Raw genomic sequence first — 20950 nt, forward strand, 5'->3', positions numbered from 1 at the left:
CTCGCTCAGCCTTCCGTGAGCTCGATGCCCTGGTCGATGAGCTCGTTGGTCCGTTCGGTGATCTCCTCAGCGGCCTCACGCACCGTGATGTCGCCATTGATCGCCTTCGGCACAATCTCCTGGATGACGGCGTTCGCAGCCGACGTCTGCACGAACGGGGAGAACTGAAGCACTCCCGCGTACGCCTCTTCCTTCTCCTGGGTGGCAAGGGCGAGCTTCTGGTACTCGAGCTCCTGCGGCAGGTACTCCCGCAGCGAGTTGAGCGCGGGAAGTCCCCATCCGGCCTTGGCACGATCGATGCCAGGCTGTCCCGCCGTGTAATACTCCAGGAAGGCCCACGCCGCGTCGGGATTCTTCGAGAACGCCGAGATGTAGTGACCGGTGGCCCCTGTCGTCGGGCTGAAGCGCGTCGAGCCGAGCACCGGCGCAGGTGCCAGCCGCCCCCACTCGGGCGCGGTCTCGGAGCCGCCGACGATTCCCGAGAACCAGTAGCCGTTCTGCGTCATGGCGATCTTCTCGGAAGCGAAAGGGGGGCCGTCCCAGCCGTCGGGGTTCACGTCCACGAGGGAGTAGCCGATCCGTGCCTGACCGGCATCGACATACCACTGCAGAGCCTTGAGGGCCTCGGGCGACGTGAAGTCGACCGAACGCAGATCGTCGGCGAAGATCTGCCCATCGGCCGTCGCCACCATGCTCGAGAGGATCTCGATGCCGGGGAGCTGCGTCCACGTGCCGTACTGCGTGACGGTGCCGTCACCGCCCGGGATGGTGAGCTTCCTGCCCAGCTCGAGGATCTCGTCGTAGGTGAGTGGGGTGTCGTCGGAGGGCACCTCGAGTCCGGCGGCCTCGAAGGCCTTCTTGTTGTACCAGATGGTGGTGTCCTGCGAGTAGTCCTTCATCAGGCCGTACCGCGGACCCTCGCCCTGAGTCGCTCCGTCCCACTTCCAGACGTCGCCCAGCACATTGAGGTCGTCTTCATCGATGACATCGCTGTCGGCGATGTAGTCATCGAGCGGCAGAGCGAGGCCGCGAGTGCCGAGGTACGGTGTCTCAGCGGCACCGCTTCCCCGGATGATGTCAGGCGCCTTGCCGGCCGCGATCATCGCGTTGAGCTTGGTCTGGTCGAACTCCGAGAAGGTGACCTCGATGCCGGTCTCCTTGGTGAACGCCTCGATCTGCTCCGGCAGGATCTCGCCGCTGTTGGCCATGATGCTGATCTTGCCGCCGGGCCCTCCACCAGTGGAGTCCGCGGCCGCTGCACAGGCCGACAGCACGAGCGCGCCGACCACCACCGCGGCACCCGCCATGAAACGCCGACGAGTTGCTGTGCTGTGCAAGGGAATGGGATGGGACATTGACGTACCTCCGTCGCTACGTATCCGACGCGAACACTGTGTTCGCGAAAAGTCGGTAAGTGTTCGCCCATTGAAAGTCATTGCGGAAAGTTTGTCAACTCTCGCAACACAGATGGAAATGTGGCGTTTGCGACATACCACGTGCGGACGCGAGATACTAGCGGACATGACTGTACATCGATCGGGCGGTTCACTCCGGTCTCTTCGCCTCTCAAACGCGGCTGCGGTACTCGGCGTCGTGGCGGAGGACGGGCCCATCCACCGCGCGGAGATCGCGCGACGTGTCGACCTCTCCCGTACCACCGTGACGACCATCACGCGGGAACTTCTCGAGCGCGGCGTGCTCGTCGAATCCCTCGAGGCGGGTCGCTCGCCGGACGTCGACGGACGCGCCGGCGGCCATCTGGCGCTCAGCTCGACGGCGGCGTGGGCGGGAGGCGTGAGCATGACCCTCGACGGCGTCGCAGCCCGCGTCCATGACCTGGCCGGCGCGGAGCTCTCGACGGCGCAGAGGCTGCTCGCACCGGGTGACGACTGGAGGCGCAGGGCCGAGCTCGCCGCCAGCGCTCTCGACGAGGCGCTCACGACGGCGGGCGGCGACCGGGGTCGACTCCTCGCGGTCGGCTTCGGGCTTCCGGGGCAGATCGATCCGAGCGACGGAGTGGTGTTCGGCGCACTCGCCGATCAACCTTGGCACGGCGTCAACGCGCTCGAGGAGATGTCGGCGCGTCTGGGCGTGCCGGTGCTCCTGGAGAACAACGTGAGACTCGAGACGCTGGCCGAGCGTCGATGGGGCGCCGCCCGGGATGCGGCGAACGTGCTCTACGTGAACATCTCCAGCGGCCTCGCCGTGGGAATCGTCGTCGAGGGCATGCTCTATCGCGGAGCGGTCGGGGGCGCCGGTGAGTTCGGGCACGTGTCGATCGACATCAACGGCCCCGCATGTCGCTGCGGCAACAGGGGCTGTCTCGTGCTGTACGCCGGCGGACCTGCGCTGCGGCATCGGCTGCGCGATGTCATCGGAGAGGGCGGCCGCCTCGCCGACATCGTGTCCGCCGCGCGCAGCGGCAACCGGGCGGTCGGCAACGTGCTCGCCGACGTCGGCGTTGTCGTCGGACGCGAGCTCGCGAGCGTCTGCAACCTGCTGAACCCCGAACTCGTCGTCGTCGGGGGCGAGACCGCGTCCTCGGGGAACGTGCTGCTCGAACCGTTGCGAGAGAGCCTCGTGCGTCACACGCTCGCACCCAGAGGCGCGCCGCAGGTGGTGGCGTCGCAGCTTCCGGACGGCGCCAACGCGGGCGCGCTGGGCGGGATCGCCCTGGTGCTGGAAGGTGTCTCCTCGTCACCGGCGGCGCTCGAGCGCCTGCTCGACCTCGGGGCGGAGTCGATGGCCAGGGACACAGCGGGCGCATGAAGCCCGGTGAACGAGAGTTGCGTCGACGACCAGGACATGTAACGATACATTTCGCACCCGGCCAGCGAAGAGAGCAGGCAGCCAGTGGTCACCATCCGCGACATCGCCAAGGCGGCGGGGGTCTCACCGATGACCGTGTCGAACGTGCTCAACAGCCACCCGCAGGTTCGAGCCACGACTCGCGCACGCGTGCTGCAGACGATCGACGAACTCGGCTACCGCGTCAACGTCGCCGCGCGCAACCTGCGGCGAGGACGGACCCACACCATCGGCTTCGCCGTCCCCGAGCTCGATCGGCCCTACTTCGGAGATCTCGCGACACGCGTCGTCGCGGAGGCGGAGCGGCATGGCCTCCAGGTCGTCATCGAGGAGACGTCAGCGTCACGCGACAACGAGTTGGGTGCGCTGTCGCACTCGCGCGTCCGGATGTACGACGGGCTGATCTTGAGCGCCGTGGGACTCGGCTCCCGTGACGCCGACCTGCTCTCGGTGGATTTCCCGATGGTCATCCTCGGCGAGAGGATCTTCGACGGCCCCGTCGACCACGTGGCGATGCCGAACATCGAAGGAGCCGCGGCGGCTGTGCGCCATCTCCACGAGCAGGGATGCCGCAGAGTGGCGGGCGTGTTCGCCGGTGCAGTTGCCGACGCCGACGCCGACGTGAGCATGTCCTCGCTGCGACACGAGGGGTACCGTCGGGCACTCGCGGAGCTGAGCCTGCCGCTGGACGCATCCCTGTCGATCTCCATCCCGAAGCTCGACCTCGCCGTCGCGCTCGAGGCTGTCGGGAACTCGCTCGCCTCGGGTCTTCGTTTCGACGGCATCTTCTGTTCGACCGACTACGTCGCGATCGCCGTGATCCGAGCACTCTCCGACGCGGGGCTCCGAGTGCCCGACGACGTCAAGGTGATCGGCTTCGACAACTCGATGCTCTCGCGTTACCTGATCCCGAGCCTGTCCACCGTCGACACCGACACCGCGCTCGTTGCGCGCACCGCGGTCGAGCTCCTCGTCGCGAGGATCGACGGTGATGCGGCCGAGCCGGTTCAGTTCGTTCCCCCGTTCCGCATCGTCGCCCGGGAGTCGACGCGATCCGCCGCCCTCGGCTGATCGACCCCGCGCCTCGCCACCGGCTGCACCGACCCACGAAAGGCCCGCAGTGCCCGTCATCCACTTGACCGCCCCAGAGAATACGTGGCCGCCGCGCCCGTCGGGCCTCCATCTCGCCGTCGGCCTCTCATTGACGACCGGCGATGGGCAGACCGTGGCACTCCGCCACGGCCGAGGAATCCTGTTCGCTCGCGGACCGCGGGCCGGCGCTCACGGGCTACGCGAGCCACGGGGGCTGAGCGGGGCCTCGGCCTGCCCGACGCCCGATGGAAGTTTCGCGGTCGGGGCGCTGCGAGTCGACCCGGCGAGCTCCCGGGTCGACGCCCTCGTGCTCACGCGATACCGCCCGGGGATCGGATTCGATTCGTGCGAGCTGGACGGAGTCCAGTACGGGATCTCACCGCACGCCCGCAACCCCGCGGTGGAGGCGGCCCTCTCGGGATTCCGCATCAGGTGGACGGAGCACGGCCGCCGCCGGCAGCTCTTCGTCGACTCCGGTCTGCGCCCCGGCTTCCCGCAGGACCTCTCCCTCGCCATCGACGCCGAAAACCCTGTGCGCTCGGTCGAGATCTCGGACCCGGTGGCCCGCGATCTGCTCGATCGGCTGGGCGAAGTCCACATGGCTCCTGATATGGAACGCGCCCGGCGCTTCCCATTCATCGAGGGAAGAGCGGATCCCACGATCACCCGATGGGGCGATCGGTGGCTGTTCATCGCCACCGACGAGCACTTCGCCGAGCGGCGCGAGTCGTCAGGGCTCCTCCTGCGCGTCGCCGACACGATCGACGAACTGGCTCACGCCGACGACCACCGCATCCTGAGTCTCGACGTCACACTGCAAGGCTGCTTCTGGGCTCCGGAGCTCCACGTCATCGGCGATCGGCTCTGGTGCTTGTTCGCGCCGAGTGTGGGCAGCACGGAGTGGGACGCCGTGCAGGCCTGGGCCATGTCGCTCCCGGCCGGAGCCGACCCGGCGGATCCGGCCTCGTGGAGCGATGCGGCGCCGGTGCTCGCTGCTTCGGGTGGCCCGCTGCAACTGGACGACGGCCACCCGGGCATCAGTCTGGATATGACGTACTTCGAAGTTCGGGGTCGCAGCTACCTCGCGTGGTCGCAGAGGTTCACCAGCCCGGTGATCGGCGACGCCGAGATCTGGATCGCCGAGACGACGAAAGAGGACCCGACCAGGCTCATCAGCGAGGCCGTCCGGATCGTGGTGCCCGAGTACAGCTGGGAGGTCGACGAGACCAACGTGGTGGAGGGCCCGTTCGCCCTCGTTCGCGAAGGCACCGTCTTCCTCACCTACTCGGCGGCGGCGGTAGGACCGAGCTACGCCGTGGGCCTCGTCACCGCAGCGGAGGATGCAGAGCTGCTCGACCCGGCCTCATGGACCAAGCTCCCCTACCCGGTGCTCGATGCGGACCCGGAACTCGGCGAATGGGGACCCGGCCACAGCATGTTCGTCCGTGACGAAACGGGCGCCGACCTGCTCATCTACCACGCCCTGCCCTCCCACGATGGCCGCGTCCGCCACACGGGACTGCGCCCCGTCGTCTTCGGCGCCGGCGGCCGGCTCGTCCTCGATGCCGGCACACCGTCGCTGAGCTAAATGAAGAGGGAAGTGTGAGAAGGAGTTTCCTCGTCGCCTTCCACTCGCAAGACCGGGTACATGCTCGTGGACACCCGCTACTGCCCGATCATCCCAAAGGGTGTCGAGGTGACGGCGGTCGGGCCCATCGTGGCCGCCGGCGTGACCGTGTGCAAGGCGCTCAAAGTCACCGACACGAAGCCGGGCGATTCGATGCTCATCTCGGGAATTGGGGGGTCTCGGCCACTGGAGCGTACGGCCTCGGTTTCGACGCAGCGCAAGCACGGTGAGCTGCAAACGTGACGCCAACCCCTGCAGGTAGAGCGCTGGCGTTGCGATCGGCTTCGGCTCCTCGGGCTGGATGTAGTGCTTCTTGGCGGCCTGGGGGCTCTCATCGAGAACGTCTGCGGCGCCGGTGCGGTCGGCCTCGTGGAAGGAGTGGGTCATCGTGACGCTGACTGTCGCGCGGTGGCGGATGCCGTCGAGTCGCTCCAGTAGCGGCCCACTGCTCGTTGCTTGAATGCTCTCAATCAACACCTCAAGGGGCGAGACCTCGGAAAGCGACGCCTTCTATGCGGCTTCGTCAAGGATGACGGACCCGAGCGCCGGGTGACGTCCCGCCGAGGGACTAGTTGTCGCAGACTCTGTGAGAACCGGAATCGACGGGTGACGGAAACGCAGATCATTCGACCGCGCATTGACCACAACGACTTCGGGCTTCACGTCAACGCTCCGAACTTCATGGTGAAGCGTAGAGGTGGCAGATGCTGCCTCATGCGAAGACGCGCGACACGCGGCATCTCAAGTATCTGGACGACTCCGCGTGAACGGATCACCCCATTGAGGGGTTCCTACGTCAGCGGCCGGTGGTAGGCAGAATCGCTCGACGAGAACGTGGACGGTTCGTGTGCAATCAGAATCCGAAGCTTGGCCTCACGCGCTGCCCTCTGAGCATCCTGGACACTGAGGTGACTTGTGGGCACCTCTTGAACCACCTCGTTCGTCGCAAGCAGCAGAACGAGCGACTCGAGCGACCCGACCGGCCTGCCACGAATGTGCCGTACCCGATTCTCGAGAGCCGCTTCCTCGCTGAGCCGCTCGGCATGGCTTTCAACTAGTGCGACGAGAGCCTTCACCAGTTGCTCGTACTGATGCGACCGCTCCTCCTGGCGCACAACCGCATCGGTGCTTCGCACAGCCGCTGCGACATCCCGGCTCGTCAGCAGATCGATGCGCCGCACGCGGTCAGTGACGATCTCAACTGCGCGGGCGTACATGATCTGCTCGACATTCACCGCCGGCAGTCCCATCCGCTCCCGCATGGCCACGTAGGCCTCCGCGAACTCTCGCATCCGTTCGCCGCGCTCCAGCATCTGCTCCGTGAGAGTCGCTGCAAAGACACTGAACTGCCGCACATGCTCCGAGAGGTCCGGTTCCCCAAAGTAAGCCGCCGCCTCGCGCTCATGCGCCCGACGTTCGGCAGCAGTGATCGGATGCAGCCGCTTCGGCGGCAGTCCGGCATGCTCGAGGCGACGCTTTAGCCTCCGTGCCGCGGCGTTCGCGTCGAGCTCGGCCCGGTAGACCTCTGGATCGCTCCGACGCTCGCGCTGAAGCTCCGCCCGCCGATCCTTGTTCCGCTGCGCCCACTCCTTGTGCGCCTGCTTGGTCCGTTCTGGATCGGCATCCCGCCGCGCTGCGGCCCGCGCATTCACCTCGTCACGGTGCGTCGCGTAGTAGCGGTTGTAGTACTCCCGAACCTTCTCGCGGTTCTCCTGCACCCAGCCCTTTTGGTATTCGCGCACTCGCTCGGGATGCGCCTCACGCCAGCGCTTCGCACGTTCGCGCCCGCGGGCGCGCAGCTCCGCGTCTCGTCGCTTGCGCGCGGTGGAACGCCGCATCGAGTCGCGGTTGAGTTCGAGTGCTCGATCGAGGTGCTCTGCCCGCCAGCGCCGATTCGTCTCGCGCACTCGGTCGCGGTTGGCCTCGATCCATTGACGGCGTCCCGCCGCGTGCTCTTCAGGGTGACGCGCGCGGTAGCGGCGATTCTGCTCGCGCTTCTGCTCGCGCTTCCTCACGCGAGCCTCGTCGTCCAAGTCAGCCGCTCGATCGGCCGAGCCGTTCCCTGGCGCAGCATCCTCGTCGATCGGGCCGTTCATGATCGCTACTCGGTCGGTGGCGGCGCCAGTTCGATCACCAGGGCAAGCAGTTCAGACCGATGAGTCGTCGGGTTCGTGATCACACGCCCGACCGCGACGCGCAACCGCGCGGCATCCTCTTCCGCCAACGCGAAAACAGGCTCCATGCAGTAGGCGATGTCCCTCTCGAGGTTGTACTCGGCATCGTCGACGGCGATCTCCGGGTAATAGAACAGCGCCGCCAGCGCGGTGCGGCTGAGGAGATCGTCGAACTGCTCCTGCGGGATCGTCATGCCAAGCCTCCTGCTCGCGAAATCTCGTGCGAGACAAGACTTACGCGAACAGGAGGTGCACCGGATGCGCCTTGCCGAACGATCCCGTCTGAAGGGCTGCAGCAATTACCGGCTCAGCTGACCCGCGTCGCCTGCCGAGGCGAACTCCAACTCGTCGGAGCGCTCGGCCGGGACATCCATTTCGAGCATGCCGGCCACCGGAAGGCGTCGCGCACGAGCCTCACGGGCTCGCACGTGGAGCAGCTGGATGACCGTCACCGGGCCCGCGACGAGGAACTTCAGTCCATTCCATACGAACAGCACGACGACTAGGTTCAGCCATCCCGCCGCGCCGCGTTCGATCAGCCCCACGCAGTACACCGCCGCCAGACCATACGGCACTGCGATCAGCATCGCCGGCACACCCCACTTAAGCCCGCGGCGCGTGTGGATCGCGTCGAGCACGAGGTTCGTCGGCATCAGCCGACGCAGGATGACCCGGGCGCGGACGACGATCGCGAAGATGAATCCGAACATGCTGCAGTCCTCCAAGAGTTCGGCAACAAGAACCTTGAAGGCCGCCCTTTGATCGGGAGGCATCCCATCGCGACGAGCGACGGGGCGAAATAGAGATTGCCTTAGGAGAAGGCTAGAACTCACGATCGACAGACGGAACCCCCGCCGTGACATTTGGCCGAGGGACTCGCACTGCCTGAAGCCTCAATGGGTCTGCGGTTCCTGCCATGCTGAGCATATGGAGAATCTCGACGTCGTCGTCGAACACGCGCACCTCGTCACACTCGCCAAGACACCCAAGGTGGCACTGGCCGAGCTTGTCTGGAACGCAATCGACGCGGACGCAACGAACATCGCGCTTGACGTCGAGTTCGGTGCTCTCGGAGGCCCGGAGAAGATCACGGTCGTGGACGACGGCGTCGGCATCGCGCCAGACGACCGTAAGCAGACGTTTGGCGCGCTCGGGCACTCGTGGAAGCGCCTGACGCAGCAGAGCCTTGGCGGTCGCGCGCTGCACGGCGAGCGCGGCGAAGGACGGTGGGCTGCACTGGGTATCGGTGACTCCGTCCGCTGGACAAGCGTCTCTGACAGCACGGCAGACGGGCGAGTGCGGTTCTCGATCTCGGCGAACAAGGCGGAGCTCAAGCGGTTCACCGTCTCAGACCTCTCCTCCGCACCGGACACACCAACCGGCGTCACCGTGGAGGTCGCGGCACTCTCGCAGCGTGGCGCCTCCTACGTGGAGTCTGACCTGGTCGCCGAAGATCTCCTCACGACGTTCGCACTCCAGATCGAGCAGTACGGTCTGAACCTGTCTTGGCGCAGTCAGCACCTCAACGTCGAGGCGCTCAAGAAGGACCAGGTCGACATCCCGGTGCTCGTCGACGGCATCGACGACGAGATCGTCCTCACCGTGATCGAGTGGAAGTCGGCGGTGCAGCGTCACCTCTATCTCTGCGACACTGCAGGTAACTCGCTGTACGACATGAAGCCCGGCATCCAGGCGCCGGGCTATCACTTCACCGGATACGTGAAGTGGGCCGGCTTCGTGACAGACGTCAGCCTGCTGACGCTCGAAGACAGCGCGCCCGAGCCGATCAAGTCGGTTCTCGACGCTACTCGCGACGCGCTCAGAAGGCACTTTGCCGCAAAGGAAGACGAGCGCTCCGCCAAGCTCATCAAGCAGTGGCGGGACGAGGACTCGTATCCGTTCCGAGAGCCACCGAGGAACAAGGTGGAGGAAGCCGCACGTGGCATCTTCGACATCGTCGCCGTGGCGGCGGCGCCGATCGTCGAGAAGACGGACTTTTCATCGCGCAAACTCTCCCTGGAGTTGCTGAAGAACGCGGTCGAGACCAGCCCATCCAATGTGCGGCACATCCTGGAGGAAGTGCTCAACCTCACTCCGGAACAGGCCGAGGAACTGAGCGACCTCATCAAGAAGACCTCGCTCGGGGCCCTGCTGCGCGTGGGCAACCAGGTCGTTGGTCGACTCGAGTTTCTCAGCGGTCTCGAAGAGATCATCAATGACCGGGAACTGAAGAGGCTGGTCACCGAACGCCGTCAGCTGCACCGCATCCTGGCTGAGGAGACCTGGGTGTTCCGTGAGGAGTACGCCCTCACGGCCGACGACAACACCCTTCGAACGGCCCTTAAGGCACACACGGCACTGCTCGGACGCGATACTTTGGCGCCAAGCGATTTGGACGCTCCGGTTACCGATGCAGACGGACGCATCGTAATAGTCGACATGATGCTGAGCCGTGTCATCGAGCAGTCTCGCAACCACCGCGAACACATCGTCATCGAACTCAAGCGCCCGTCCATATCGATCGGTAAGGAGCAGCTCGACCAAATCGAGAACTACGCCCAGACCGTGGCCGCCGACACGCGGTTCGCCGCTGTCGATACGACCTGGGAATTCTGGATCGTCGGCGATGAGATCGACCCCCGTATCAAGCACAAGTTCGGACAAGGCAACCTCCCGGACGACGTCTACCAGGACTACGCCGAAAAAGGGCATCACGTCATCATCCGCGCGGTCACGTGGGCGCAGATCATCCAGGATGCGCGCCACCGTATGAAGTTTGTGAAGGACGCGCTCGGCTACGACCCCACCTCCGTAGCCAGCATCGACTACCTGCGCGAGCGCCACGGGAAGGTGCTTCCGACAGTTCTGATGCCCGCCGCCGACCCGATCGCGAATGGCGACGACCCGACTCGATCAGGGGCGGCAGAAGATGCCGGGGTGTACTCGAACGAGGTCAGCGCCCCTATAGCTTGATGCCGTCATCTTCACTAGCTCGCTCGCCTCGCTCGGTCCTCATGAAGGTCGTCCGCTGATCGAGAGGCATCGCATCGAAACGAGCGGCGGGGCAAGATCGAGATTGCCTTGGCTGCAAGCTAGAACCGACGACCGACAGACGGAACCCGCGCGGTGACAATTGATCGTGGCTCGGCAGGTGCGGCGTGCTGGTCTGACAGCTGTCGACTGGCCACGAGCGCGGCGTGGGCTCGCGCGGCGTCCAGCTTCTGCGCGGTCGTCTCGGGTGCGGGTCCGAGCGCGCTCGCGCCGACGATGCCGTACCGGTCGCGGTACGCCGCGACCGTGCACGCTTGACGACGCCACTCAGCTGCGGCAGGAGCGTCTGCGCGCGGGGGCTGCCCGAGAGCCCGAGTCCACGCCTCCCCCGCGACCAACGACCGGTCAAGCATGGCTCGGGCCCGTGACTCGATCAGATCGGCGCGTTCATGCAGGGCTCGCCGCATGTCGGCATCCATCGGGCCGACTGCCTGTGGGATGAGACCGGCGATCAGGCGTGGCCTCCGTCGCGCCCGACCGGCAGCGGATTGCGCGCCGGCACCCTGCGCGAAGGCTGCTGCCAGCCTGGCGCGGAGTACGGCAGCGACATCCGCCGCGTCCTCGAACCCACGCAAGCGAACCACGTTCGCAAGCAGTCGCTCGACCTCGAAATGATGCGACTCGGCCCGCCGCAATTCCGCCGCCAACGGCCCGAAGGCATCCGACTCGATAGCAGCATCCGCCTGCTCCGGCGTGAGCCCAGAAGCGCGCACGACTGCGACCCATCGGTCGTGCTGCGCGGCGGCCGCGATGATCTCGTATTCGGCCGCGAGTTGCGCGATCGAGCCCCACGTGTCCTGTTCCGCCGTGAGCGTCTCGTGCGCGGACTGCTCGGCGCCGACATGCTGCAGGACACCGAACAGGATGCTCCGCGCGGTCGGTTCCCCGTCGTCGCCGGGTCGCGGGCCGACGTGCGCGACGTCTGGGCGGTCGATGGCGACGTAGGCGGTGTTCGATTCTCGGCCACGGGTCATCGCGACGTAGAAGTTCTCCCTGGTCATGCCGGGGGCAGCGACGACGTGCGCAGTGTCGGTCGTGATGCCCTGGGCGCGGTAGGAGGTGACGGCGTATCCGAGCTCGACGTGCTGCCGGACGTATGCGGCGGGAATGACCACCGCGCTCCCCCATCGGTGCTCGGGCCGCCGTACTTCGAGCGAGCCGTTGCGATGCACTGCGCAGACCGTCCACCGGTCGCCGTTGCGCACCCACCGTCGCCCCGCGCGCAGCCGGCGGTCGTTGCGCCTGGTGATGATCGTGTCGCCGACTGCGGCGCGGGTGCCGTCGTGCAGGTCGATCTCGCGGAGCGCGTCGATGCGGCCGTCGAGGATGAGTTCGGTGCGAGCACGCTGGTTCAGCGTGGCGACCGCGTCGTTCGAGTCGCTGATCAGCACGGTCGCCCGGCCGGCGCGGGCATCTGCCCGCCAGGCAAGGTACGCGGCATCCGCCATCGCCTCGGTCTCGCCCTGTCGGACCCGTCCGTGAGCGAGGTACCGGTCGACCGATTCAGGATCGCCACGACGCAGGCCGAGTGATGCGGCCTTCTCCCACTCGTTCACGAAGCGGTGCACTCCGACGAGCTCAGGAGCATCCTGCCGGTCGTGGAAGAGCAGGGCGAACGCACCGCCCGCGTCAACCGACTGCAGCTGGGCCGGGTCACCGACGAGCAGCACCTTCGCCCCTGCCGCTGCGGCGAGCGTGGCGATGCGGTCGAGCGGAAGGGTGCCGGCAAGGGATGCTTCGTCGACGATCACGAGCTGTCCGGGCCGGAACGTCGCGCCGTGTGCCTGGTGGTCATGCCACCATTTCGCCAGGTTCTCGGTAGCGATGCCGAGATCCTCGGCGAGCACGTGTGCGGCGGCGGCAGATGGCGCGAGACCGATGACGGATGCTCCGCCATGAACCTTTTCCCAGGTGTGGCGGAGGGCGTTCATCGCGGAGGTCTTACCCGCGCCAGCCGGGCCGACGAGGACATCGACGACGCGGCCCGAGCCAGCGATCCTCTCGAGTGCCACCAATTGGTCATCGGCAAGCACTCCCCCGCCGGGTAGTCGCCTGCGTGCGACCTCCCGCAACACCGTCGACGTTAGGCGTGGGCCAGTCTTCTCGGCGGCGCGTTCGAGCAGCCGAGACTCGGCGTCGAGCAGCTCCGTCGACGTGAACACGGTCGAGTGCTTCGGGCGGAACACGGATGTCCCGTCCTCCCGGCGGAAGGCTGCCGGGCTCGAAACGAGCTCAGGCGGGCTGAGTCGCACCGACGCGCGCTCAGCGGCATCGACCACGAGTCCTACGACGGCATCGCGATCGGATGCCGACGCAAACCGGTAGCGCATCGTCTGTCGGGCGGCCTCAGCGGCGAGGTTCCAGTGCCGCCATGTCGCGCGCTTCTTGCTCACCGCCGCGAGGACGTTTGCGCCGAGAGCGGCGATCTCGACGAGGGGCACGTCCTCTGCGCGAAGCGCTTGCTGTGCAGGGTTCGCAGTTGCGGTGTACGCCCAGTTCGAGGCATCCGTGCCGAGCACTTTCGCCGCGCGATTGCGCCATTCCGCCGTGAGGTCCGCAAGCGAGCGCACCTCTTTCGCCGGCCGCGTTGCAAGCGTCGCCTGCGCACGTAGCTTCATGATCGTCGTCGGACTCGGTCGGCGACCGCGCGTCTGCACGAATGCGTCGATCAGGCGATCAGTCTCGGCGTCGATATGGCGCGACCGTGTCGAGAACTCCCGGACCAGCGACTCCGGCACCGACGCGATCGCCCACGCCGGATGCCGATTATGACCGCGCTCCCGCTGCTCCCACTGCACGCCGAGCTCGCGGGTCAGCGCGTCGGCGAATAGCGCCTCGTGCAACTCGGAGAGCGCGACGACCGCGGCGTGCATCGGACGGCCGTCGAGCGAGCGCCACCGGCCGTCGAGCACGGTCTGCACCTTGTTGCTGATCACGACGTGCGTGTGCAGGTGCGGATCGCCCGCCCGACTGTCGAAGTGATCGAACGCCGTTGCAATCACGCCGGTGACATCGACCTGCGCAACCGCACCGTCGCGGGATGTTGCACCAGTGCGTGTGGCCGCAACCTCCCGCTCGAGGAACGTGACCGCCTCCGCAACGGCAGCGTGGTGCGCGCGCACAATGCGCTCTTGCGTCGCTGCATCCGCAATGCCCCAGAGCACGCTCGCCGACTTGGGAATCGAGAACGTGAAGTCGTAGCCAGCCACCGCACGACGCCGACGGGATCGGGGCTCGTATGTCGGGTACGCGCGTCCGAGCGGCTCACCGATGACCGGATCCCTGCCCATCCCGATCAGCAACTGCAGCTGCGATTCTGTGACCTCAGCGCCCTCGGCGATGGAGCCCGCGCCGATGCCGGAAAGCCCGCTGCCCACCCAACGCCCCGGCGGCGTGCCCTTCGCACTGTAATAGCGCGTCAGCGGCGTCGACAGCGACCGCTCCCCATCGTTGGCTGCGACGGTGCGCAGCAGGTAACGGAACCCGTCGCCCGCGCTCATCACCCGCATCGACACCGTCACCGCGCCACCCCAACCGTCGCGGAGAAGGTGCACGCCCTCGATCTGCAAGAGGCGTGGGATCGCCATGGGTCAGGGACGAAGGGGCGGCGCTCGACGCCGACATCCCAGAGGACGTCCACTGAGGGCTGGATCTTGGTCGTTCATGGATACGGCCGGCGCAAGTCAGCTCGCGTCGGCTGTTGCGTTCGAGGCAGGCGGCCCAGTCAGTCGGATTCGGTTCTCGCGGTCATCGTGCGACCGCCACCACCTTCGTCTGGGTCATCTCCTCGTAGGCGAAGCGGACGCCCTCACGGCCCATGGAACCGTACTTGCTCCCGCCGAACGGCATCGCGTCCAGGCGGTAGTCAGAGGAGTCGTTGATCATCACTCCGCCCGCATCGATGGCGCCGGCGACACGGAGCGCGCGGTTCAGGTCGTTCGTGAAGATGCCGGCCTGCAGCGCGTACTCACCGTCGTTCGCGGCGATCACGGCAGACTCCTCATCGTCGAAAGGCTCGACGATGACAATGGGGGCGAACACTTCCTCTTCCCACAGCGTGCACGTGCGCGGAACACCTGTGAGCACCGCCGGGGTCAGCAGGGAGCCCTTCAGCTCACCACCGGTGAGGAGAGCCGCACCGAAGGCTACGGCCTCCTGAATCTTCGCCCTGGCACCCTCAGCTGCCTGTGCGCTGATCATCGGGCCCACATCGGTCGCCTCCAGGCGGGGGTCGCCGGTCAGGAGCTTCTCGGTCGCGGCGACGAAGGATTTCAGGAACGCCAGGAACACCGAACGGTGAACCAGGATCCGCTGCGCGCCGATGCAGTTCTGTCCCGCAGCCCAGAAGGAGCCGGAGACCGAGGCCTTGACGGCCAGGTCCAGGTCGGCGTCCTCGAATACGAGAACAGGGGCGTTGCCGCCCAGCTCCATCGCGAGCTTCTTGATACCGGCCGTGGCGGCGATCGCCCGGCCGGTGGCGAAACCACCCGTGAAGGACACCATGCGCACGTTCCACGCCTGGACGAGAGCCTGAGCCACGTAGCGGTTACCACGCACAACGGTGATGACCTCTTCGGGGAGGCCGGCCTCGACCAGCAGGTCGACCAGCAGCTGCGCGGTGAGCGGTGTCTGCTGGGCGGGCTTCAGGAGGACGGCGTTGCCTCCGGCGATGGCCGGACCGATCTTGTGCGCGACAAGGTTCAGAGCGTCGTTGTACGGCGTGATCGCGACGATGAGCCCCAGCGGTTCCCGCGTGTACCAGCCCTGGCGGTTCTCTCCACCGGGGAACGAGTCAAACGGGATCACCTCGCCGGCGTTCCGCAGCGCCTCCGCTGCAGAGAGCCGAAGCGTGTTGATCGCACGGCAGACTTCCTTGCGCGCCTGGCGGATGGTCTTGCCGGCCTCGGTGACGATCAGGTCTGCGACGCTCTCGGAGCGCTCCTTCAGGAGAGCAGCAGCGCCTTCGAGAATCGCAGCGCGCTTGTGGCGCGGCAGGGCTGCAGCCGTCACGGTTGCCCTCTGTGCATCTGCGATAGCGTCGAGCGCCTGCTCCACCGTGAGCTGGGAGACGGTCGCGATCTCGTCGCCCGTGAACTTGTCACGGACGACGAGGTCGTGGGCGTGAGGGGCTGCGGCGAGCGTGTCAGACATTGACCTTCTCCTTCTCGCGCGTGTGGATGGCGATGATGTCGGTAATGAGAGCGAATGCCGTCTCGATGCGTCCTGCTCCGGGACCGGTGATGGTGACCGTGCCGAGCAGATCCGTGTCGAACGACACCGCGTTGGTCGCGCCGGGGATGTTCGCGAGCGGGTGGTCTGCAGACACCGCGTTCGGGGCGACCTTCGCGACCACACGGCCGTCCTCGCCGCGGTACGCGGATCCGATGAGCTTGTAACGCTTGCCCTCCCGGGCGGCGCTGATGATGTCGTCGGCCGAGATGCCGGTGATGCCCGTGGTGTCGACATCAGCGGGCGTGATGCTGGCGCCCAGCAGCTCGTTGGCGAGGATCGTGACCTTCAGCTGCACATCGGAGCCGCCGATGTCAGCCGTGGGGTCGGCCTCGGCGTAGCCTTCGGCCTGAGCCTCGGCGACGGCCTGCTCCAGGGCGAGTCCGGCCTCCATACGTCCGATGACGTAGTTCGAGGTGCCGTTCAGGATGCCCTGGACGCCCTTGATGGTCAGTCCGGCGAGCTGGTGGCGCGCTAGTCCGAGCACTGGCGTACCGCTGAGCACAGCACCCTCGTAGGCGAACACGGCGCCGTTGTCGGCAGCGAGCTGCTTGAGCGCCTCACCGTGAAGGGCGACGGGGCCCTTGTTGGTCGTGGTGACGCTCTTGCCGGACTCGAGTGCCCAGCGCACGTGCGAGGTCGCGGGCTCACCGTCGATGGGGTTGGTGAAGGTCGCCTCGGCGATGATGTCGGCGGGGCTCTCCCGGATCACGGTCTCGTTGTTCACAGTGGCGGAACCGCCGGGGAATTGCTCGAAGGTCGTGCCGCGCCGCAGCGCGAGCACCGTGCCGACGTCAATGCCATCAGCCTGCACGAGCGAGCCCATGGCGAGGTCGGTGATCGCCACAACCTTGAGGTCGAAGCCGAGATGGCTAAAACGAGTGGGGTCCTCATCGATGAGCTGAGCAAGTGCGCGGTTGACGCCGCCGAAACCGATGAGTGCCAGGTTGTAGGTGCGCATTTCCTACGAACTCCTTTGCGTTGAGGTGATGACTCAACTCTCGGGCCGCAAATGCATCACGAGCTACGTTCAAAACGCCTGACCCACATGCCGTTTCGCCCGAGTTCCAGCAGGACTCGTGCCGTTTCGGAGGACCGCGGCTCCCGCAGTCCCAGGGAGCGTAACCGGCGAGCATTCTCCGTGGCGGGCAATGGCAGCCGAGGGAGCGATCAGTTGCCGATCGCTCCGCCTGGGTGCGAACGGGTTTGGAGATCACTGACGCGCTTGTCAGCCACAAGAGGCGGGCTGCTTGCAGGGGTTCAGCTCTGTATCGGGACATGCTCGATGCCGAGCCCCGGCTGCCCATAGGTACTCAGCACCTCAGCGATCACGACGCGATGTGCACCGATCCATCGCTCGTATTGAGATTTGGCATCCTTGTGGTCGGGCATGCCTATCAGCTGCTGAAGAGCCTCCAGGCTTTCCCAGTAGTACACCTCGGAATGCAGCCCGGCCACAGGGTTGTGCCATTCTTCTTCGCCCAGGAACCCCGGGATCTTTCGCGCACGCTCAGCGATCGTGTCGTTGAGCTGATGGAAGTCCTCGTCGTAGGTCTTCGCTTCGAAGATGAAGGTGGAGGTGTACATCGTTGGTTCTCCTGTTCCCGCTTGAGAGGACTGTTGTTCCTTCGTGAGCCGGCGTGTGTCGTAGATAGTCACCAGGTGTAGGTGCAGGGCTGCCGCCGCCGAACCTGACGACGATCTCGTCGCCAAAGCCTCCCACTTTCCGACCCCATTCGCTCGCGTCGACCAGGACTTCCCCGTCGACGCTGAGAAGAGTGGCTGTGGTCCGTGTCAGCACCTTCGGAGTGCTTGGGGATGATGTTCGGCTCGACACCGACGTTCCTGCTCTTCGCCGCAATCGCCGTATCGCTGTTCTTCGTGTGGCGCGCCGTCCCCGAGACGAAGGACCGCTCGCTCGAGTAGCTCGAAGAGGTCTTCCGCACCCAGGCGATCCGTACCATCCCTCGCCGCGAGCGCCGCGGCGCCTGAGACCAACAAGATGAGGGCGCTCCAGGGTAACGCGAGGCGCCATCATCGTCAGGCAAACACTCCTACCGGAGCTGCATCGGGTCATTGTACGTTCGCCGGGCCGAGTGCGCGTCGCCCAATTAGGATGCCGAGGGTGAGCAATACGCCGAACGACCTCGCCGCCGTGATCGGCTTGCGCGTCAAGGAGCGCCGCAAAGCGTTGCGATGGACGCTCGAGCGGCTGGCGGAACAAGCAGGGGTCAGTCGCCGGGTGCTCATCAACATCGAACAGGGCTCAACCAATCCGAACATCGGCACTCTGCTCCGGGTAAGCGACGCTCTCGGCGTCGGCCTTCCAGAACTCGTCGAGCCGCCGGAGTTGGAACTAGCTCGCGTGACCCGTGACGGCGAAGGCGCGATTCTATGGACGGGCGACCATGGCGGGCGAGCTGTCTTGGTCGCTGGCACCAAGTCCCCGAACGTCGTCGAACTCTGGGAATGGTCCCTCGGCGTGGGCGACCTGCACACCAGCGAAGCTCACATCACCGGCACTCGCGAGTTGATTCAGGTGCTCACTGGGGTCGTCGAGGTAACCGTGGGGACGGAGCGGTTCACGCTCAACCCGCGCGACGCCATCACGTTCCGCGGGGACGAGGCACATTCATACGCAAACGCAGGCGACATCGAAGCGCAGTTCGCGCTCACTGTCTTCGAGCCTGTGCCCGGGGGTGCGCACCGGTAGCGGACGGACGACGGTTTAGGGGCGCTGCCTGACCCGTGGTTGGCAGTGCCCCACCTGTCACCGTTGCGACAGGCGAACCCCTCGAGTATCCCCCGATACTTGGACGGGGACTCTCGTCACAGCTGATGCTCCTCCACACGCTCAGACTTGCCGGCGGGCACGAGCTTGAGTCCGATCACCGCAGCGATGATGCCTGCGATGAAGATGATCCGAGCAGGAGATGCCGGTTCAACGCTTGTCACCATCGCGTACGCGACAGTGAGGGCTGCGCCGATCCCGACCCACACCGCGTACGCCGTGCCGATAGGAATGGTCTTCACCGCCCACCCCAGACCACACATACTGAGAACGACGGCGACGATGAAGACGGCGACGGCGACGGGCTGCGTGAAACCATCAGTGAGCCCGAGCGCAGTAGCCCACACCGCCTCGAACACGGCACTGATCAGCAAGACGATCCACGGCATCAGCTGACCACCTTCAGTCCGATCACGGAACCGATCAAGAGCAGTAGCAGCAAGACCCGGGCCACCGTCAAGCGCTCTTGCTTGGTCACGAAACCCCAGATCAGGGTAAGTGTTGCCCCGATCCCCACCCAGACGGCATAGGCCGTTCCCGTCGGGATCGAGTTCATCGCCCAGGCGAGCCCCACCAGGCTCGCACTCATCGACACGAAGAACAGCACACTGGGCGCCCACCGCTTGAACCCCTTAGATGCGGACAGGGCTGCCGCCCATACTGCTTCGAGCATTCCTGACAGGATCAGGATCAACCACGCCATAACGGCTTCTTTCTGAGTCAGTATTGTCCAGTGCCGGTACTGCCTCCTTGTCCGCGAGCACACATGCTGCGGAGGTGAGGATAACCGGACTGCAATTCATGATGCCACATTGACTGCACTTTGTAGTGCAGTATTATGCACTACGTGACTGATCCCACTCGCTCCCTGTCGCAGGCCATCGGCGTGCGTGTGAAGCGCGAGAGGACCGCGCGACGGTGGACTCTCGATCGGCTCGCGGAGGCAGCCAGCGTGAGTCGCAGGATGGTCGTCAACGTCGAGAAGGGTGAGGCGAACCCGAGTGTGGCGACGCTCGTTCGCATCAGCGATGCACTGGGGATCGGCCTCCCCAGCCTTGTCGAAACTCCTGCCACGTCAGAGACGAGAATTACCCGAAACGGCGAGGGTTCCTCGCTGTGGCGGGGCCGAAAAGGCGGCCAGGGCATTCTCCTCGCGGGAGCGCAGACCCCCGAGTCGCTCGAGCTATGGGAATGGACGATGCTCCCCGATGAGGAGCACCACAGCGATCCGCATGCTGCAGGCACGCGTGAACTGCTGCAAGTTCGCGCGGGCACCGTGAGTGTCTGGTCGGGAAATCACGTGCATGCCCTCAGCGCCGGAGACGCCATCGTTTTCGCCGGCGATGCCACTCATGGCTATGCCAACACAGGCACCGAGTCGGCAGTCTTCTCGCTGGCTGTCTTCAAACCGGATTCAACCAAGAACTAACGAAAGAGAGGCTGCTGTGGCAACCACGCAAGAACTCGAAGCGTACCTCGCCGACGCACACATCGCGCCAGAGGTCTTCGACCTGCGCCCGGACTACCGGGCACTGCTGCTCGCTGTCGACGGCATCGAGCCCGGTGCCAGCGACATCCGCAGCGAGACGCTCCTGCTGAAGGCGGAGAGCCACGCGGCGGCATCGCTCGCCGCCCAGGCGGTGGAAGACCTGCCTCACATCGCCGCGTGGCGTGAGGCATACCGGGCGTTCGGAGCGAAGCCGCAGCGTACACGCAACAGCCTCGAGGCGCTCACCCGTCGCGCCGAAAGTGGGCTGCCGCGAGTGAACCGTCTCACCGACATCTACAACGCGATCTCAGTGATACATCAGATTCCCCTCGGCGGGGAGGACCTTCAGAAGTACCGCGGCGCACCGCATCTCACGCGTTCTGAGGGCACCGAGGCTTTCGACACCGTTGCAGCCGGGGAGACCATCCTCGAGCACCCGGATGCCGGCGAAGTCATCTGGGGCGACGACGAGGGCGTGACCTGCCGTCGCTGGAACTGGCGTCAGGGTCGGCGCACGGCCCTGACGGATGACACGCACACAGCGCTGTTCATCCTCGACGCGCTGGAGCCGATGACCGATGGGGCTCTGACAGCGGCTGCGGATGACCTCGAGGACGCGCTCAGCCACCTTGGCCCGAACATCACCCTCGCTCGTCGCCTTCTGGCGAACAACTCGAAGTAGGAGAAGA

General features: G+C 65.9%; 18 protein-coding genes. 8 read left to right on the forward strand and 10 right to left on the reverse strand.

The window, feature by feature from the left end; all coding sequences use genetic code 11:
* Positions 1–5 precede the first annotated feature (5 nt).
* Positions 6–1307: an ABC transporter substrate-binding protein gene (locus ESP51_RS10300; RefSeq protein ID WP_164990482.1), complete on the reverse strand. Its 1302-nt coding sequence runs from the start codon at positions 1305–1307 to the stop codon at positions 6–8.
* Between the two features lie 214 nt (positions 1308–1521).
* Between ESP51_RS10300 and ESP51_RS10305 the strand changes: the two genes are divergently transcribed.
* The 4 genes from ESP51_RS10305 (at position 1522) to ESP51_RS10320 (ending at position 5770) form a co-directional block, all read left to right on the forward strand.
* Positions 1522–2769 (forward strand): ROK family transcriptional regulator, encoded by a 1248-nt coding sequence (locus ESP51_RS10305; protein WP_164990483.1) that lies wholly within the window; start codon positions 1522–1524, stop codon positions 2767–2769.
* Positions 2770–2853: 84 nt separating this feature from the next.
* The gene (locus tag ESP51_RS10310; RefSeq protein WP_129520817.1) at positions 2854–3879 is read left to right on the forward strand and encodes a LacI family DNA-binding transcriptional regulator; all 1026 of its coding nucleotides are present in this window, start codon (positions 2854–2856) and stop codon (positions 3877–3879) included.
* 64 nt (positions 3880–3943) lie between these two features.
* On the forward strand, positions 3944–5488 hold the full coding sequence (locus tag ESP51_RS10315; protein ID WP_129520818.1) for a family 43 glycosylhydrolase: 1545 nt from the start codon (positions 3944–3946) through the stop codon (positions 5486–5488).
* A 60-nt stretch (positions 5489–5548) separates the two neighbouring features.
* Positions 5549–5770, forward strand: coding sequence for a hypothetical protein (locus ESP51_RS10320; RefSeq protein WP_206737277.1), 222 nt, complete (start codon positions 5549–5551; stop codon positions 5768–5770).
* Positions 5771–6318: 548 nt separating this feature from the next.
* Here the strand turns inward: ESP51_RS10320 and ESP51_RS10325 are convergent.
* The 3 genes from ESP51_RS10325 to ESP51_RS10335 all read right to left on the reverse strand — a co-directional run bounded on the left by ESP51_RS10325 (position 6319) and on the right by ESP51_RS10335 (position 8411).
* The gene (locus ESP51_RS10325; protein WP_129520819.1) at positions 6319–7623 is read right to left on the reverse strand and encodes a hypothetical protein; all 1305 of its coding nucleotides are present in this window, start codon (positions 7621–7623) and stop codon (positions 6319–6321) included.
* A 5-nt stretch (positions 7624–7628) separates the two neighbouring features.
* On the reverse strand, positions 7629–7895 hold the full coding sequence (locus ESP51_RS10330; protein WP_129520820.1) for a hypothetical protein: 267 nt from the start codon (positions 7893–7895) through the stop codon (positions 7629–7631).
* A gap of 105 nt (positions 7896–8000) precedes the next feature.
* Positions 8001–8411 carry a sulfate permease gene (locus ESP51_RS10335; protein WP_241843103.1) on the reverse strand — a complete coding sequence of 137 codons (411 nt, stop codon included), beginning with the start codon at positions 8409–8411 and terminating at the stop codon, positions 8001–8003.
* A gap of 217 nt (positions 8412–8628) precedes the next feature.
* Between ESP51_RS10335 and ESP51_RS10340 the strand changes: the two genes are divergently transcribed.
* Positions 8629–10674: an ATP-binding protein gene (locus ESP51_RS10340; protein WP_129520821.1), complete on the forward strand. Its 2046-nt coding sequence runs from the start codon at positions 8629–8631 to the stop codon at positions 10672–10674.
* 119 nt (positions 10675–10793) lie between these two features.
* Here the strand turns inward: ESP51_RS10340 and mobF are convergent, their stop codons facing one another.
* From mobF to ESP51_RS10360, 4 genes are all read right to left on the reverse strand, one after another.
* On the reverse strand, positions 10794–14261 hold the full coding sequence (gene mobF / locus ESP51_RS10345) for a MobF family relaxase (protein ID WP_479683765.1): 3468 nt from the start codon (positions 14259–14261) through the stop codon (positions 10794–10796).
* A gap of 238 nt (positions 14262–14499) precedes the next feature.
* Positions 14500–15903: an aldehyde dehydrogenase family protein gene (locus ESP51_RS10350; protein WP_129520822.1), complete on the reverse strand. Its 1404-nt coding sequence runs from the start codon at positions 15901–15903 to the stop codon at positions 14500–14502.
* Positions 15896–16942 carry a homoserine dehydrogenase gene (locus ESP51_RS10355; protein ID WP_129520823.1) on the reverse strand — a complete coding sequence of 349 codons (1047 nt, stop codon included), beginning with the start codon at positions 16940–16942 and terminating at the stop codon, positions 15896–15898. The genes ESP51_RS10350 and ESP51_RS10355 overlap by 8 nt, the downstream gene beginning before the upstream one ends.
* A 299-nt stretch (positions 16943–17241) precedes the next feature.
* On the reverse strand, positions 17242–17568 hold the full coding sequence (locus tag ESP51_RS10360) for an antibiotic biosynthesis monooxygenase family protein (protein WP_129520824.1): 327 nt from the start codon (positions 17566–17568) through the stop codon (positions 17242–17244).
* Positions 17569–18097: 529 nt separating this feature from the next.
* Here ESP51_RS10360 and ESP51_RS10365 point away from each other — a divergent pair.
* The gene (locus ESP51_RS10365) at positions 18098–18694 is read left to right on the forward strand and encodes a helix-turn-helix domain-containing protein (RefSeq protein WP_129520825.1); all 597 of its coding nucleotides are present in this window, start codon (positions 18098–18100) and stop codon (positions 18692–18694) included.
* A 116-nt stretch (positions 18695–18810) separates the two neighbouring features.
* Here the strand turns inward: ESP51_RS10365 and ESP51_RS10370 are convergent, their stop codons facing one another.
* Both ESP51_RS10370 and ESP51_RS10375 read right to left on the reverse strand, forming a co-directional pair.
* Positions 18811–19161 carry a DMT family transporter gene (locus ESP51_RS10370; protein WP_129520826.1) on the reverse strand — a complete coding sequence of 117 codons (351 nt, stop codon included), beginning with the start codon at positions 19159–19161 and terminating at the stop codon, positions 18811–18813.
* Positions 19161–19475, reverse strand: a complete 315-nt coding sequence (locus ESP51_RS10375) for a DMT family transporter (protein ID WP_129520827.1) — start codon at positions 19473–19475, stop codon at positions 19161–19163. Before ESP51_RS10375 ends, ESP51_RS10370 begins: the two co-directional genes overlap by 1 nt.
* A 135-nt stretch (positions 19476–19610) precedes the next feature.
* Between ESP51_RS10375 and ESP51_RS10380 the strand changes: the two genes are divergently transcribed.
* Together ESP51_RS10380 and ESP51_RS10385 are read left to right on the forward strand one after the other, a co-directional pair.
* Positions 19611–20201, forward strand: a complete 591-nt coding sequence (locus tag ESP51_RS10380) for a helix-turn-helix domain-containing protein (RefSeq protein WP_129520828.1) — start codon at positions 19611–19613, stop codon at positions 20199–20201.
* A gap of 16 nt (positions 20202–20217) precedes the next feature.
* Positions 20218–20943, forward strand: coding sequence for a B3/B4 domain-containing protein (locus ESP51_RS10385; RefSeq protein WP_241843104.1), 726 nt, complete (start codon positions 20218–20220; stop codon positions 20941–20943).
* Positions 20944–20950 lie beyond the last annotated feature (7 nt).

It is taken from the genome of Agromyces albus, from assembly GCF_004134825.1.
In the GTDB taxonomy this organism is placed as follows: Bacteria; Actinomycetota; Actinomycetes; order Actinomycetales; family Microbacteriaceae; genus Agromyces; species Agromyces albus.

What these genes read in the sequence shown, in the direction of transcription:
- ESP51_RS10300 (WP_164990482.1), bottom strand. Translation starts at nt 1,307, where the DNA reads ATGGCGGGTGCCGCGGTGGTGGTCGGCGCGCTCGTGCTGTCGGCCTGT.
- ESP51_RS10305 (WP_164990483.1), top strand. Translation starts at nt 1,522, where the DNA reads ATGACTGTACATCGATCGGGCGGTTCACTCCGGTCTCTTCGCCTCTCA.
- ESP51_RS10320 (WP_206737277.1), top strand. Translation starts at nt 5,549, where the DNA reads ATGCTCGTGGACACCCGCTACTGCCCGATCATCCCAAAGGGTGTCGAG.
- ESP51_RS10325 (WP_129520819.1), bottom strand. Translation starts at nt 7,623, where the DNA reads ATGAACGGCCCGATCGACGAGGATGCTGCGCCAGGGAACGGCTCGGCC.
- ESP51_RS10330 (WP_129520820.1), bottom strand. Translation starts at nt 7,895, where the DNA reads ATGACGATCCCGCAGGAGCAGTTCGACGATCTCCTCAGCCGCACCGCG.
- ESP51_RS10335 (WP_241843103.1), bottom strand. Translation starts at nt 8,411, where the DNA reads ATGTTCGGATTCATCTTCGCGATCGTCGTCCGCGCCCGGGTCATCCTG.
- ESP51_RS10340 (WP_129520821.1), top strand. Translation starts at nt 8,629, where the DNA reads ATGGAGAATCTCGACGTCGTCGTCGAACACGCGCACCTCGTCACACTC.
- mobF (WP_479683765.1), bottom strand. Translation starts at nt 14,261, where the DNA reads ATGCGGGTGATGAGCGCGGGCGACGGGTTCCGTTACCTGCTGCGCACC.
- ESP51_RS10350 (WP_129520822.1), bottom strand. Translation starts at nt 15,903, where the DNA reads ATGTCTGACACGCTCGCCGCAGCCCCTCACGCCCACGACCTCGTCGTC.
- ESP51_RS10355 (WP_129520823.1), bottom strand. Translation starts at nt 16,942, where the DNA reads ATGCGCACCTACAACCTGGCACTCATCGGTTTCGGCGGCGTCAACCGC.
- ESP51_RS10360 (WP_129520824.1), bottom strand. Translation starts at nt 17,568, where the DNA reads ATGTACACCTCCACCTTCATCTTCGAAGCGAAGACCTACGACGAGGAC.
- ESP51_RS10365 (WP_129520825.1), top strand. Translation starts at nt 18,098, where the DNA reads ATGCCGAGGGTGAGCAATACGCCGAACGACCTCGCCGCCGTGATCGGC.
- ESP51_RS10370 (WP_129520826.1), bottom strand. Translation starts at nt 19,161, where the DNA reads ATGCCGTGGATCGTCTTGCTGATCAGTGCCGTGTTCGAGGCGGTGTGG.
- ESP51_RS10375 (WP_129520827.1), bottom strand. Translation starts at nt 19,475, where the DNA reads ATGGCGTGGTTGATCCTGATCCTGTCAGGAATGCTCGAAGCAGTATGG.
- ESP51_RS10380 (WP_129520828.1), top strand. Translation starts at nt 19,611, where the DNA reads ATGCACTACGTGACTGATCCCACTCGCTCCCTGTCGCAGGCCATCGGC.